The organism is Streptococcus sp. 2022WUSS135 (assembly GCF_044427045.1).
In the GTDB taxonomy this organism is placed as follows: Bacteria; Bacillota; Bacilli; order Lactobacillales; family Streptococcaceae; genus Streptococcus; species Streptococcus hashimotonensis.
Window position 1 is genome coordinate 1 of record NZ_JAOTGL010000019.1, and the last position, 13,010, is coordinate 13,010.

The window sequence follows — 13,010 nt, forward strand, 5'->3', positions numbered from 1 at the left end:
GGTAAGAAAAATTCATCAACGGAAACATGAAGTAACGATACAAGGTCATAAAGAACTTGTATGCTGGGGTGTTGCCCTTTATTTTCAATATTAGTTAAGTACCGTGGGTCAATTTCAATCAATGCTCCCACTTGTTCACGAGTTAAACCTCGTTTCAATCGAGCTTCTTTAATGGCTAAACCAAAGGCTCTAAAATCATATTTATCTTCTTTTTTACGCATAGTAGACCACCTCTATACATTTTATTGTTCCTACTGAATTAAAAACAGGTATAGAAAAACGTGTTATATGGTTTATAGGTTTATATTTAATAAAAAGCACTACTAAACGCCAATAAAAAAAACCGTTATATGGTAGTGCTATTTACGCTGTTAAAATATTGTATATTACTTCCAAATGGCGGTTTGTTGGAGGTCAACGTCGCCATGAAGTACATCATATACAATAAATTTCCTTACATTGGGTTCTTGTCAAAAAAAGTCGTCTATCTGCAATAGATAAGTACGTCCACCAATGTGGTTTTATAAATCATATAGATAGAATAACAGAAGCATGTAAACAGAGAAATAAATCTGTTTATATGCTTTTTTGGCTATTCAGAACTTTTTTACAAAGTTTATTTATCAGTAATGCAACAAATCCCCCTTTCACATTGGGACTAAGAGTGAAAGGAGATAAACGAGCAAGGCTCACTTCCTTTCCTAGACAGAAAGGGGGTGAGAAACATGAAACCATCTTCTTTTCAGACCACAATAGAAAATCAGTTTGACTATATCTGTAAACGTGCTATGGAAGACGAGCGAAAGAATTATATGCTTTATCTTTCAAGGATTGCAAAGCGTGAGGTGTCCTTTTCGGATGTTGGCGATTATCTTGTTAGCCAGTTTGCGACAACAGATAACTATTCAACTGACTTTCAGATTTTTACACTCAATGGGTTATCAGTAGGCGTTGAAAATGATTTGTTGAGTGAAGCATTACGTGAGTTGCCAGACAAGAAACGTGAAATTCTACTGCTGTTTTACTTTATGGACATGAGCGATTCAGAAATTGCAGACCTGTTGAAATTGAACCGTTCTACTGTCTATCGGCATAGAACCAGTGGACTAGCCTTAATTAAAAAGTTTATGGAGGAATTTGAAGAATGAAAACACAATATCCTATGATTCCCTTTCCTCTCATTGTAAAGGCAACAGATGGCGATACCGAAGCGATTAACCAGATTCTACATCATTACAGAGGGTACATAACGAAGCGTTCCCTACGACTTATGAAAGATGAATATGGCAATCAAAGTATGGTCGTTGATGAAGTCTTACGTGGAAGAATGGAAACCAGACTGATTACAAAGATTTTGTCATTTGAAATTAAGTAATATCCTCTCTCCTTTCGTGGAAGCGTGCTAAACCATTCCACGCTTCCCGAACAGGGAGGTTTGTTATTCCATCAAAGCATATTGTCTTTCAGTATGTTTTGATAGGCTAACGAGCCATTGTTCTTTGAAAACTGAATAAAAGTAATCGAATACGTTTCGATAAGAAAAGAGCCAACGGAACTAACCGCCATGACCTATCTTATAAAGATAGCGAGCGATTCATGTTAGTGATCCGAGAAGCAATCTTTAGCAGGATTGCCTGCAACGACATTCTTATCGTGATAATGATACTCCCATACAGTCAATAGTCCGAGCGTGATAAAACCGTCGCAGGCAATGAGTATGGCTACATGAGAACCATGCAGGGGTGGAACTCCCGTGAGCTTTGCTAAAGCTGTTCGATTGCTGGTAAAACAACTTTTATGAAATCCAAATAAGTGATTTGGAAAGGAGGATTTTATGAAGCAGACTGACATTCCTATTTGGGAACGTTATACCCTAACCATTGAAGAAGCGTCAAAATATTTTCGTATTGGCGAAAACAAGCTACGACGCTTGGCAGAGGAAAATAAAAATGCTGATTGGCTGATTATGAATGGCAATCGTATTCAGATTAAACGAAAACAATTTGAAAAAATTATAGATACATTGGACGCAATCTAGCGTCGCCAAAGGGTCTTGTATATGATAAAATAGTATTAAGTCGTATCAAGGCTCTTTCCATAAAGGAAAGGAGCAAATGCCATGTCAGAAAAAAGACGTGACAATAAAGGTCGAATCTTAAAGACTGGAGAGAGCCAACGAAAAGACGGAAGATACTTATACAAATATATAGATTCATTTGGAGAACCGCAATTTGTTTACTCGTGGAAACTTGTGGCTACAGACCGAGTACCAGCAGGAAAGCGTGATTGTATCTCACTTAGAGAGAAAATCGCAGAGTTACAGAAAGACATTCATGATGGTATTGATGTTGTAGGAAAGAAAATGACACTCTGCCAGCTTTACGCAAAACAGAACGCTCAAAGACCAAAGGTTAGAAAAAACACTGAAACTGGACGCAAATATCTTATGGATATTTTGAAGAAAGACAAGTTAGGTGTAAGAAGTATTGACAGTATTAAGCCATCAGACGCTAAAGAATGGGCTATTAGAATGAGTGAAAATGGTTATGCTTATCAAACCATCAATAACTACAAACGTTCTTTAAAGGCTTCATTCTATATTGCTATACAAGATGATTGTGTTCGGAAGAATCCATTTGACTTTCAACTGAAAGCAGTTCTTGATGATGATACTGTCCCTAAGACCGTACTAACAGAAGAACAGGAAGAAAAACTGTTAGCCTTTGCAAAAGCTGATAAAACCTACAGCAAAAATTATGATGAAATTCTGATACTCTTAAAAACAGGTCTTCGTATTTCAGAGTTTGGTGGTTTGACACTTCCAGATTTAGATTTTGAGAATCGTCTTGTCAATATAGACCATCAGCTATTGAGAGATACTGAAATTGGGTACTACATTGAAACACCAAAGACCAAAAGTGGCGAACGTCAAGTTCCTATGGTTGAAGAAGCCTATCAAGCATTTAAGCGAGTGTTAGCGAATCGAAAGAATGATAAGCGTGTTGAGATTGATGGATATAGTGATTTCCTCTTTCTTAATAGAAAGAACTATCCAAAAGTGGCAAGTGATTACAACGGCATGATGAAAGGTCTTGTTAAGAAATACAATAAGTATAACGAGGATAAATTGCCACACATCACTCCACATAGTTTGCGACATACATTCTGTACCAACTATGCAAATGCAGGAATGAATCCAAAGGCATTACAGTACATTATGGGACATGCTAATATAGCCATGACGCTGAACTATTACGCACATGCAACATTCGATTCTGCAATGGCAGAAATGAAACGCTTGAATAAAGAGAAGCAACAGGAGCGTCTTGTTGCTTAGTAGTACAAATGAATTTACTACTTATTTACCACTTCTGACAGCTAAGACATGAGGAAATATGCAAAGAAACGTGAAGTATCTTCCTACAGTAAAAATACTCGAAAGCACATAGAATAAGGCTTTACGAGCATTTAAGAAAATATAAAAAGATAATTAGAAATTTATACTTTGTTTAAAAGAAAAATAGGTCCAGTCCTCCTTCTTGACCGCCTCAATCTCCTTCTGGTAGTTGGCAATATAGTCTGTAAAAAATGTTTGTTCAGCCTGATAATCTTCTTCGCTGAGTGCTTGATTCTGATACTGTGTTTCTAAATCTTGAATGATATTTTCAAAATTTCGGATAGACTGTTCATAGTGTTGGATGACCTTTAATTTGGCTTGCCGATTGTGGTAGCCTGCTAGAAGGGAACTAGCTAGAATTGTCAACAACAAGACCAAGATAGCGACTAAGTTTTTTTTACTACGGAAAAATAGCTTACCTTCAATCTGAAACATAGATACCTCCAGGGGAGAAATGGGAACGGATAGATGTATAAATGTGTCATTTTCTACAATTATAATATCAATATAAACATAAATCGAAGGATTATACAAAGGACTGGAATATTTTTGTCTAATTTGATATACTAAATTCATCATAAACAAGGAGGGTCTTTTATGGAAAAGACACAGATTATTCAAGACGTTTTGGCCCTCATTCAAGACTTGAATCAGGCCTTTCAAGCAGATAAAGTTGGAACAGCTGATGAACAACGGTTCCAGCATAATTTGACAGAGACGACACGCATATTGTCGGAGGCCAAGTCGGTCACCAATTCAGAATTGATTGCGATTGAGAAATTCTACCGTTCGACCAGTTTTTTGGTTGGACTGGGTGATCTGCGATTGAGTGAGAAAAGCAGGCAGGCTTGGAAGGCTTTTGATCGCTACTACTACCAGACCATCAGAGAAGAATTGAAACTCTATGGTGGCTCTGCTATTGCCCAAATCTAAAAGATAATAGGAGAGGGTGAGAAACCCTCTTTTGTGCTATAATAAGTAGTAAGAATACAGTTGTTAGGAAGAGAAGAAGCGAGGTGTGCCATGTCCTACATCCAAGTAAAGAATTCGTCAAAATACTACCAAATGGGGGATGCGACCATTGTGGCAAATGACGGTGTGTCCTTTGAGATTGAAAAGGGGGAGCTGGTCATCATTCTTGGCTCATCGGGTGCGGGCAAATCCACTCTGCTCAATATCTTAGGTGGCATGGATAGCAATGACGAGGGGGAGGTTTGGATTGACGGTGTGGATATTGCCAAGCTTTCAAGTCATGAACTGACCAATTATCGTAGAGATGATGTAGGTTTTGTCTTTCAATTTTATAACTTGGTTGCCAATCTGACCGCCAAGGAAAATGTGGAGTTGGCAGCAGAAATTGTCAAGGATGCTTTGGATGCCGAGGAGGTCTTGGAACAGGTCGGACTCGGTCACCGTATCAATAATTTCCCCGCTCAGCTTTCAGGCGGCGAACAACAACGTGTGGCTATTGCCCGTGCCGTTGCAAAAAAGCCTAAAATTCTCCTCTGTGATGAACCGACAGGAGCCCTGGATTATCAAACAGGTAAGCAGGTCTTGCAAATCTTACAAGATATGTCCCGCAAGCAGGGGGCGACGGTGATTATCGTTACCCACAATAGTTCCCTAGCCCCTATTGCAGACAGAGTGATTCGAATGCGGGATGCCCGTGTACACTCCGTTGAGTTACACGCAGAACCACAGGATATTGCAAGCCTAGAATATTAGTGGGTGAAACTATGAAAAAGAAAATCTACTGGAAGGATATGAGACAATCTCTGCTTTCTTCCAAGGGGCGTTTTTTGTCCATATTTAGCCTGATGATGCTAGGAGCTCTAGCTTTGACAGGTCTGAAAGTAACAGCTCCCAATATGGAAAAGACGGCCCAAGCCTATATAGCCAGTCATCGAACGATGGATTTGGCAGTAATTTCAGGTCTGGGACTTAGTCAAGCTGACCTTGACGAATTAGAAACGATAGAAGGTGCTACTCTTGAAGCGGGCTACTTTAAAGATGTGGTTACTAATGAAGGCCAGACTGCAATTCGGCTGTTTTCAGCTCCCAAGACCCTATCGACCTATAAGCTAGTAGAAGGGGAAATGCCCAGTCAAAAGGAGCAAATAGCCCTATCAGCTTCTTTAAAAAATCGTTATAAATTGGACGATACTGTTCAAGTGACGGAGTCTGATAAGGATGGAAAAATCTTGACACAGACAAGTTTTACTCTTGTGGGCTTTGTCGCATCAGCAGAAATTTGGGACAATGAAACCATGGGCATGGCTGCAAGTGGTGATGGGCAGTTAGGTGGCTACGGCCTTGTTAGTCAGGATACCTTCAAATCAGAAGTTTACACTATTGCCCGTATTCGCTATGATGATTTGGTTGATTTACCATATTACAGTCAGGCCTATCAAGACAGGTTGGACCAGCACCAAGAAGACTTAGAAAAGTTATTGGCTAACAATGATGAACAACGATTGGCAGCTATTCAGTCAGATGGACAGACAGATATTTCAAAAGGGGAAGAGGAAATTGCTCAGGCTCAATCCCAGCTTGAACAGGCAGAGTCAGAACTGGAAACAGGGGAGGAGCAATTAGCGACAGGTCGTAGAGAGTTTGCGCGTGGTAGGGCTAAGGTTGTCCAAACGGAAGCTGAATTACGAGCTGCCCAAGCCCAACTATTAAAAAATAAGTTTGAATTGGAAGAAAGTAAAAAGGAATTGGATGGGCGTAAGGCTCAATTAGAACAGACTGCTTCGTTTCTAGACGGCTATCAGATGGAATTAGAAACGTCAGCCCAGCAGTTAGAAAAGGCCAAGCAAGAATTGGATTCCCAAAATGCCCAACTGAGTCAGACCGCATCTCAGATTTCCACAGGGCGAGCTAGTTGGTTTCAAGCTCAGCAAGAGTTAGACCTCGAAATTGCCAATCACTTGCAAGAAGGCCAAACCCTCTCAGACTATCCTGACTTGTTGGCTAGACAGGAAGGTTTGGATGTTGAGAAAAGCCGATTAGACCAAATGGAATCTGCACATGAGCAGGCCAACCAAGCCTATTTACAAGGTTATGATTACTATCAAACCAAACAAAATGAATACAATAGCAATCTAGCCCAGTACCAAACTTGGAATCAAGAATATCAGGCAGGTTTGGCCCGTTATCAAGCAGGTTTGAGTCAGTATGAACAAGGTATTGCAGCCTACAATAAAGGAGTAGAAGACTATGAATGGGGGCTGAGCCAGTTAGAGTCTTCAAATCAACTGCTCCGTCAGGAAGAACTCCGTTTGGAGGAGGCTGATAAAGAGTTAAGTCAAGCTCAATCCCAATTTTCTGAAAAGAAAGCTTCGGCCGATCAAGAAATTAGCCAAGCTCAAACCGAGATTGCTCAGGCCAAATCCGACTTAAGTAAGCTGGGAAAAGCGCCTTATCAGGTCTATACTCGAACAAGCCTACCAGGGGGGGATGGCTATACTACCTATAGCAATGCGACTAGGTCTATTGCGGCAGTGGGCAATGTCTTCCCAGTTGTTCTCTACCTTGTCGCAGCTCTAGTGACCTTTACTACCATGGCCCGTTTTGTCGATGAAGAGCGAACCCAGTCAGGTCTCTTCAAGGCCCTTGGCTATACGAATAGACAGATTATGGCTAAGTTCATTCTCTATGGTTTGGCGGCAGGTCTGGCAGGAACAATAGTCGGCATAATAGCAGGGAATCTCCTCTTGTCTCCACTTATTTCCAACATTATTACGCAGACAACCGTGATTGGACCAGCTAAACTTCATTTTTATCCCCTTTGGACAGGTTTAGCCTTGCTCCTGTCTCTGGCTTCCTCGGTCCTGCCAGCTTACTTGGTGGCTCGTCGGGAACTGACAGAAAAACCTGCTCAGCTACTTTTACCTAAGCCACCGGTTACAGGCTCCAGCATTTGGCTCGAAAAATGGCCGGCTATCTGGTCTCGTCTAAGCTTTACCCATAAGGTGACAGCCCGCAATATCTTCCGCTACAAGCTTCGTATGCTTATGACCATCTTTGGAGTAGCAGGGACCGTCGCCCTTCTTTTTGGAGGACTGGGTATCCGTTCCTCTATTTCAGGAGTTGTCCAACGACAGTTTGGAGAGCTGATCTATTATGATATGCTGGTGGTGGAAAATAGCAGAGCTACTGAGGAAGAGTTGGATAAGTTAACACATTTTCTTCAGTCAGATCAGGTTCGCCAATCCTTGCCAGTGGCTTTTGAACAGCTCAATCAAACGGTGGAAGAAAACGGTCAGAGAAAGAATCTATCGATTAGTCTCTACATTTCAGATCGTCGGGATTTTGGAAATCAAGTCAGTCTGGAAAGTTCGACAGGTCACCCAATTAAACTGAGTGATAGGGGGATTGTCCTCACAGAAAAATTGGCGCAAATCTACGGAGTTTCAGTTGGTGATAAATTATCACTGACCTTGGAAGATAAGGAAGTTTCAGTCAGGGTAGAGGCTGTGGCTGATATGTACGCAGGGCATTTTATCTATATGACAGATAGCTACTACGAACAAGTGACAGGCAAGCAGAAGACTGCCAATGCCTATCTGGTTCAGTTGAAAGACAGTCAGTTGGGGCATATTCAGACTCTTGCAAGTCAACTCCTAGCGATGCCAGCAGTCAGAAGTTTGGTTCAAAATACTTCTCTTATAGACATGCTTACCACGATTGCAGGCTCGCTTCAGACCATCATGACCATTCTAGTCATTCTATCCATCTTGCTTGGTTTGGTTATTCTTTACAACCTTACAATTATCAATATGTCTGAACGGATTCGTGAATTATCCACCATCAAGGTACTGGGCTTCCACAATAAAGAGGTGACCATGTACATCTATCGTGAAACCATTGCCCTTTCGCTGATTGGTATGTTGGTTGGACTGGTTGGCGGTATTTATCTCCACAAGCTCCTTCTTGCCATGATTGGTTCGGACAGTATCCGATTCAATCCATCTGTCGGACTAGAAGTCTATCTCATTCCTATCTTAGCCATTAGTGGAATTTTGGCTGCTCTTGGTTGGTACATCAATCATCATCTGAGAAAGGTGGATATGTTAGAAGCACTAAAATCTGTTGAGTAATGTTTATCACACGGAAAATCCTAGTCACTGACTGGGATTTTCTATTATTCCAGCCCTCCCTAGTCTACTAAAACATACGTTTCATGCTATAATAGAGACATGAAAAAAAATAAATTATTATTAATTGATGGCTCTTCGATAGCCTTCCGTGCTTTCTTTGCACTTTATAATCAAATTGATCGTTTTAAGAGTCCGACAGGCCTTCACACCAATGCTATCTACGGCTTCAATCTCATGCTAGACCACATGATGAAGCGGATTGAACCGACCCATATTCTCGTGGCTTTTGATGCTGGAAAGACCACTTTCCGTACGGAGATGTATGCAGACTATAAGGCAGGTCGTGCCAAGACTCCAGATGAATTCCGTGAGCAGTTTCCTTTTATCCGTCAGATGTTGGATGCCATGGGAGTCAAGCATTACGAACTGGATCAGTATGAGGCAGATGACATTATCGGTACCTTGGACAAAATGGCAGAGCGGACAGACATTCCTTTCGATGTGACCATTGTTAGCGGTGATAAGGATTTGATCCAGCTGACTGATGAGAACACCGTAGTCGAAATTTCCAAGAAAGGTGTAGCCGAATTCGAAGAATTTACCCCAGCCTACCTCATGGAAAAAATGGGGATTACCCCTACTCAGTTTATTGACCTCAAGGCTCTAATGGGAGATAAGTCCGATAACATCCCTGGGGTGACCAAAATCGGTGAAAAAACAGGTCTAAAACTCCTGACAGAATTTGGTTCTTTGGATGGTATCTACGAAAACATTGACAGCATGAAGGGTTCTAAGATGAAGGAAAACCTGATTGCTGATAAGGAGAAGGCCTTCCTATCTCGTACACTTGCTACCATTGATACTCAGGCACCAATCGAAATTGGTCTGGATGACATTGTTTATCAAGGTCCTAAGGTGGATGAACTGGGACAATTTTATGATGACATGGGCTTCAAGCAATTAAGGGCTCAGTTAGGTACGACCAGCTCACAAGAGGAAGCGGTACTCGATTTCCAAATCGTAACGGAAATCAGCCCCGCTATGCTCAAACAAGACCAGTTTTTCTATTTTGAAATCTTGGGTGAAAATTATCACCGAGAGGATTTGGTTGGTTTAGCTTGGGGGGATAAGGAGAAAATCTATGTCGGAGGGCCTGAGCTACTTGATAGTCCAGTCTTACGTGACTTTTTAGAAAACCAAACCATAAAAACCTATGACTTTAAGCGTGGAAAAGTTCTTCTAGACCGAAAAGAGATTACGCTACCTCTAGCTACTTTCGATAGCCGTCTAGCCAAATACTTGCTTTCCACCGTTGAGGACAACTCCCTAACAACCATTGCCAACCTCTATGGTCAGACCAGTCTTGTTCCAGATGAGGCAGTTTATGGCAAGGGGGCTAAGTTAGACTTGCCTGAACGCGAGGTCTTTTTCCCACACTTGGCACGTAAGGTTCAGGTTTTGATTGAGACAGAAGAGCCGATGCTGACCAAATTAGAAGAAAATCAGCAATTAGATCTTTTGTTTGACATGGAGTTGCCACTGGCAAATGTTTTAGCTAAGATGGAGATTGCTGGTATTAAGGTGGAAGCTGAGACTCTCAAAGCTATGCAATCTGAAAACGAAGTTTTGATTGACCAGTTGACCAAGGAAATCTATGAACTAGCTGGTCAGGAATTTAATATCAATTCGCCTAAGCAGCTTGGGACCATTCTCTTTGAAGATATGGGACTGCCGTTGGAATATACCAAGAAGACCAAGACAGGCTATTCAACAGCAGTGGATGTCTTAGAACGATTAGCGCCAATTGCACCAGTTGTTTCAAAAATCTTAGAATACCGTCAGATTACCAAGCTTCAATCAACTTATGTAGTCGGCTTGCAGGATGCCATTTTAGAAGATGGTAAGATTCATACCCGCTATGTACAGGATTTGACACAAACAGGTCGCCTATCTTCGACGGACCCTAACTTGCAAAATATTCCTGTTCGTCTAGAACAAGGGCGCTTGATTCGTAAGGCATTTGTGCCATCGCTTGAAAATAGTGTCCTTTTAGCATCGGACTATTCACAGATTGAATTGCGCGTCTTGGCTCATATTTCTCAGGACCAGCATTTGATTGAGGCCTTCCAGCAAGGTGCAGATATTCACACTTCGACAGCTATGCGGGTCTTCGGTATCGAAAGAGCTGAGGATGTGACACCAAATGACCGTCGGAATGCCAAGGCTGTAAACTTCGGTGTCGTCTACGGTATTTCAGATTTCGGTCTATCCAATAACTTGGGGATTACACGTAAGGAAGCTAAAGCCTATATCGATACCTATTTTGAACGCTTCCCAGGAATTAAGAATTACATGGAAACCATTGTTCGTGAGGCACGTGATAAGGGTTATGTAGAGACGATTTACAAACGCCGTCGTGAATTACCAGATATAAACTCTCGCAATTTCAATGTCCGTAATTTTGCGGAACGAACAGCCATCAACTCACCAATTCAAGGTTCGGCTGCAGATATTCTCAAAGTAGCCATGATTAATCTTGACAAGGCTTTGACTGAAGCAGGTCTTGCGACACGTATGTTATTGCAAGTACACGATGAGATTGTTTTGGAAGTCCCAGTGGCAGAGCTAGAAACGGTAAAAGCCATGGTAAAAGAGACCATGGAATCGGCGATTAGCCTGTCTGTGCCATTGATTGCGGATGAAAATGAAGGTTCAACATGGTATGAAGCAAAGTAAGAAAGGAAAAAGTATGAAAAAATTAATTCTTTGTATTGGTCTATGTAGTCTTCTGCTTGCAGGTTGCGGAAAAGCATCGCAGAAGACTGAGAAAACACCAGCTTCTTCAGGGGAAGAGTTTTCAACCACCTTACCGATTTTGCAAGAAAAGCAAGATACTACGAACGAACAGTTCAATGTTTTAGCAAATGCAGAGGTTGTAGCTGTTAATAGTACACCACCTGCCGACGAAACACAAAAAGGCCACAAGATTTATGCGGCCAATAATGGTGTTGCTGAAAAAGATGAAAATGGGAATATCAAGGAATATTTCCGTTATTATGATGTGCCATCTACTTGGACAATTAATGCAGAAAATACTAAGGATGAGACAGTCGCTGCAGTCTATGATGTAAAAGAAGGTTCCAGCAATTACATGGTCCAACTCTATAATATCAATGCTTTTAATCAGTCTCCATTGGAAGAAGGTCGCAATATGACGCCGGAGGAATTAGAAGCACGGATGGTTGAAACAAATCATTCTTTCAATGAAAAGACGGTTGTCACAATCAATGGTCAGGAATGGCAGGTTGGGCGACAGTTATTAACAGATCAAAAATTAGCTCGTTTGACTTTTTATCGGATGGAATCGACAGCTGCTTATGATGACTCCGTGGTTGTTGGTTCAATCTATTATTCCTTAGATCCAGGAGATGATAAAAAGCGTACCAATCTTAAAAAGGTTATCGGCCAAGTTAAGGATGTTGTGTACCAAATTGCTAAAAAATAATCAGGATAAACAAGCTAAGTTAGTATAGTCTTTTAGTTTACTTTTAGTACTAGGCAACGAGCCGCAGGCAGTACTGGAGTTAGGCAAGGCGAGTTAACGAAGTAATAAAAGAAATACTAAATGACGATAACTAGTTAGATTATTCTAGATGAACTGACAAGATTGTGTTATAGCAGACTTTATTCATTAAGCTTTTATTGATTCTAACATTTAATATACATTAAAGGAGGTATCTATGTCTTATTCCTTCCAAAATCCTAGTCAGGACATTATCTTTGACTATTTGAAAAAGGCTAAGACCATTGCAGTGGTCGGTTTGTCTAGTCGAGAAGAGACAGCAGCTTACCGCGTTTCCAAGCTCATGCAGGAAGCGGGCTATAAAATTATTCCGGTTAATCCCAAGGCTGCTGGTGGGACTATTTTAGGCGAGTTGGTCTATAGTAGTCTAGCAGAGATTGACCAACCTATTGATATTGTAGATATTTTCCGCAGAAGTGAATTTTTATCAGAGGTAGCACAGGAATTTATCCAGTCGAACGCCAAAGTTTTCTGGGCTCAACTTGGTTTAGAAAGTCAAGAAGCAGAAAAACTGTTGCGTCAGGCAGGTTGTAACGATATTGTCATGAATAAATGTATCAAGATTGAATATCTTGAAATGAAAGAACGATACTAATAGAGGCTGGGCAAAAAGCCCAGCGGCTACTACTCAGAGTTCGTATCAACATCTCAGCGCAGTGGTTGATTGGCAGATTTGTTCGTGTATTACACTCCAAATCTGACCTAATCAACTGTGCGGGGGTGAGAAGACGAACTCTTTTTTAGACCAGTCGAGTTCTTTCTCACTCCCTTTTTCATCGAAAAAAGCAGCTCAATGAACCATTGAACTGCTGGATGACTCTAAGTGAGGAGCGCTTAGAATTGGAACAAATTACTACACATGGCGTAAAAATAGAAAGGAAGAAATCTGCTCCAATACCAAGCAGGCTAAATAGTCCTTTGTCGCTCC

At 41.1% G+C, this 13,010-nt stretch carries 13 protein-coding genes; 10 read left to right on the forward strand and 3 right to left on the reverse strand.

Annotated elements, in window-relative coordinates; all coding sequences use genetic code 11:
• Positions 1-221, reverse strand: a 221-nt coding sequence (locus ODU45_RS06940; protein ID WP_029776892.1) for a helix-turn-helix domain-containing protein, incomplete at its 3' end; no start/stop codon positions are given.
• A 504-nt stretch (positions 222-725) separates the two neighbouring features.
• On the opposite strand from ODU45_RS06940, the gene ODU45_RS06945 reads away from it, so the two are divergent.
• Positions 726-1,148 carry a sigma-70 family RNA polymerase sigma factor gene (locus ODU45_RS06945; RefSeq protein WP_000804885.1) on the forward strand — a complete coding sequence of 141 codons (423 nt, stop codon included), beginning with the start codon at positions 726-728 and terminating at the stop codon, positions 1,146-1,148.
• The gene (locus tag ODU45_RS06950; RefSeq protein ID WP_000857133.1) at positions 1,145-1,375 is read left to right on the forward strand and encodes a helix-turn-helix domain-containing protein; all 231 of its coding nucleotides are present in this window, start codon (positions 1,145-1,147) and stop codon (positions 1,373-1,375) included. Before ODU45_RS06945 ends, ODU45_RS06950 begins: the two co-directional genes overlap by 4 nt.
• 224 nt (positions 1,376-1,599) lie before the next feature.
• Here the strand turns inward: ODU45_RS06950 and ODU45_RS06955 are convergent, their stop codons facing one another.
• Complete coding sequence (locus ODU45_RS06955) at positions 1,600-1,851, reverse strand: hypothetical protein (protein WP_001845478.1); 252 nt, start codon at positions 1,849-1,851, stop codon at positions 1,600-1,602.
• On the opposite strand from ODU45_RS06955, the gene ODU45_RS06960 reads away from it, so the two are divergent.
• Together ODU45_RS06960 and ODU45_RS06965 are read left to right on the forward strand one after the other, a co-directional pair.
• Positions 1,835-2,038: an excisionase gene (locus ODU45_RS06960; RefSeq protein WP_398581017.1), complete on the forward strand. Its 204-nt coding sequence runs from the start codon at positions 1,835-1,837 to the stop codon at positions 2,036-2,038. The genes ODU45_RS06955 and ODU45_RS06960 overlap by 17 nt on opposite strands.
• Before the next feature lie 81 nt (positions 2,039-2,119).
• A complete protein-coding gene (locus ODU45_RS06965; RefSeq protein WP_001291561.1) occupies positions 2,120-3,337 on the forward strand; it encodes a tyrosine-type recombinase/integrase in 1,218 nt (405 codons plus the stop codon).
• Positions 3,338-3,490: 153 nt separating this feature from the next.
• Here the strand turns inward: ODU45_RS06965 and ODU45_RS06970 are convergent, their stop codons facing one another.
• Positions 3,491-3,832, reverse strand: a complete 342-nt coding sequence (locus ODU45_RS06970) for a hypothetical protein (protein ID WP_398581018.1) — start codon at positions 3,830-3,832, stop codon at positions 3,491-3,493.
• A gap of 162 nt (positions 3,833-3,994) precedes the next feature.
• On the opposite strand from ODU45_RS06970, the gene ODU45_RS06975 reads away from it, so the two are divergent.
• From ODU45_RS06975 to ODU45_RS07000, 6 genes are all read left to right on the forward strand, one after another.
• On the forward strand, positions 3,995-4,330 hold the full coding sequence (locus tag ODU45_RS06975) for a helicase BlpT (protein ID WP_395323262.1): 336 nt from the start codon (positions 3,995-3,997) through the stop codon (positions 4,328-4,330).
• A gap of 90 nt (positions 4,331-4,420) precedes the next feature.
• A complete protein-coding gene (locus tag ODU45_RS06980) occupies positions 4,421-5,122 on the forward strand; it encodes an ABC transporter ATP-binding protein (protein ID WP_024406738.1) in 702 nt (233 codons plus the stop codon).
• Positions 5,123-5,133: 11 nt separating this feature from the next.
• The gene (locus ODU45_RS06985; RefSeq protein ID WP_398581019.1) at positions 5,134-8,499 is read left to right on the forward strand and encodes an FtsX-like permease family protein; all 3,366 of its coding nucleotides are present in this window, start codon (positions 5,134-5,136) and stop codon (positions 8,497-8,499) included.
• A gap of 99 nt (positions 8,500-8,598) precedes the next feature.
• The gene (gene polA / locus ODU45_RS06990) at positions 8,599-11,235 is read left to right on the forward strand and encodes a DNA polymerase I (RefSeq protein ID WP_398581020.1); all 2,637 of its coding nucleotides are present in this window, start codon (positions 8,599-8,601) and stop codon (positions 11,233-11,235) included.
• Positions 11,222-12,004: a glucose-6-phosphate isomerase gene (locus ODU45_RS06995; protein WP_398581031.1), complete on the forward strand. Its 783-nt coding sequence runs from the start codon at positions 11,222-11,224 to the stop codon at positions 12,002-12,004. Before polA ends, ODU45_RS06995 begins: the two co-directional genes overlap by 14 nt.
• A 235-nt stretch (positions 12,005-12,239) precedes the next feature.
• A complete protein-coding gene (locus tag ODU45_RS07000) occupies positions 12,240-12,677 on the forward strand; it encodes a CoA-binding protein (protein WP_398581021.1) in 438 nt (145 codons plus the stop codon).
• Positions 12,678-13,010: the final 333 nt, after the last annotated feature.

Coding starts and splice junctions, on each gene's coding strand:
- ODU45_RS06945 (WP_000804885.1), top strand. CDS start 726: ATGAAACCATCTTCTTTTCAGACCACAATAGAAAATCAGTTTGACTAT.
- ODU45_RS06950 (WP_000857133.1), top strand. CDS start 1,145: ATGAAAACACAATATCCTATGATTCCCTTTCCTCTCATTGTAAAGGCA.
- ODU45_RS06960 (WP_398581017.1), top strand. CDS start 1,835: ATGAAGCAGACTGACATTCCTATTTGGGAACGTTATACCCTAACCATT.
- ODU45_RS06955 (WP_001845478.1), bottom strand. CDS start 1,851: ATGTCAGTCTGCTTCATAAAATCCTCCTTTCCAAATCACTTATTTGGA.
- ODU45_RS06965 (WP_001291561.1), top strand. CDS start 2,120: ATGTCAGAAAAAAGACGTGACAATAAAGGTCGAATCTTAAAGACTGGA.
- ODU45_RS06970 (WP_398581018.1), bottom strand. CDS start 3,832: ATGTTTCAGATTGAAGGTAAGCTATTTTTCCGTAGTAAAAAAAACTTA.
- ODU45_RS06975 (WP_395323262.1), top strand. CDS start 3,995: ATGGAAAAGACACAGATTATTCAAGACGTTTTGGCCCTCATTCAAGAC.
- ODU45_RS06980 (WP_024406738.1), top strand. CDS start 4,421: ATGTCCTACATCCAAGTAAAGAATTCGTCAAAATACTACCAAATGGGG.
- ODU45_RS06985 (WP_398581019.1), top strand. CDS start 5,134: ATGAAAAAGAAAATCTACTGGAAGGATATGAGACAATCTCTGCTTTCT.
- polA (WP_398581020.1), top strand. CDS start 8,599: ATGAAAAAAAATAAATTATTATTAATTGATGGCTCTTCGATAGCCTTC.
- ODU45_RS06995 (WP_398581031.1), top strand. CDS start 11,222: ATGAAGCAAAGTAAGAAAGGAAAAAGTATGAAAAAATTAATTCTTTGT.
- ODU45_RS07000 (WP_398581021.1), top strand. CDS start 12,240: ATGTCTTATTCCTTCCAAAATCCTAGTCAGGACATTATCTTTGACTAT.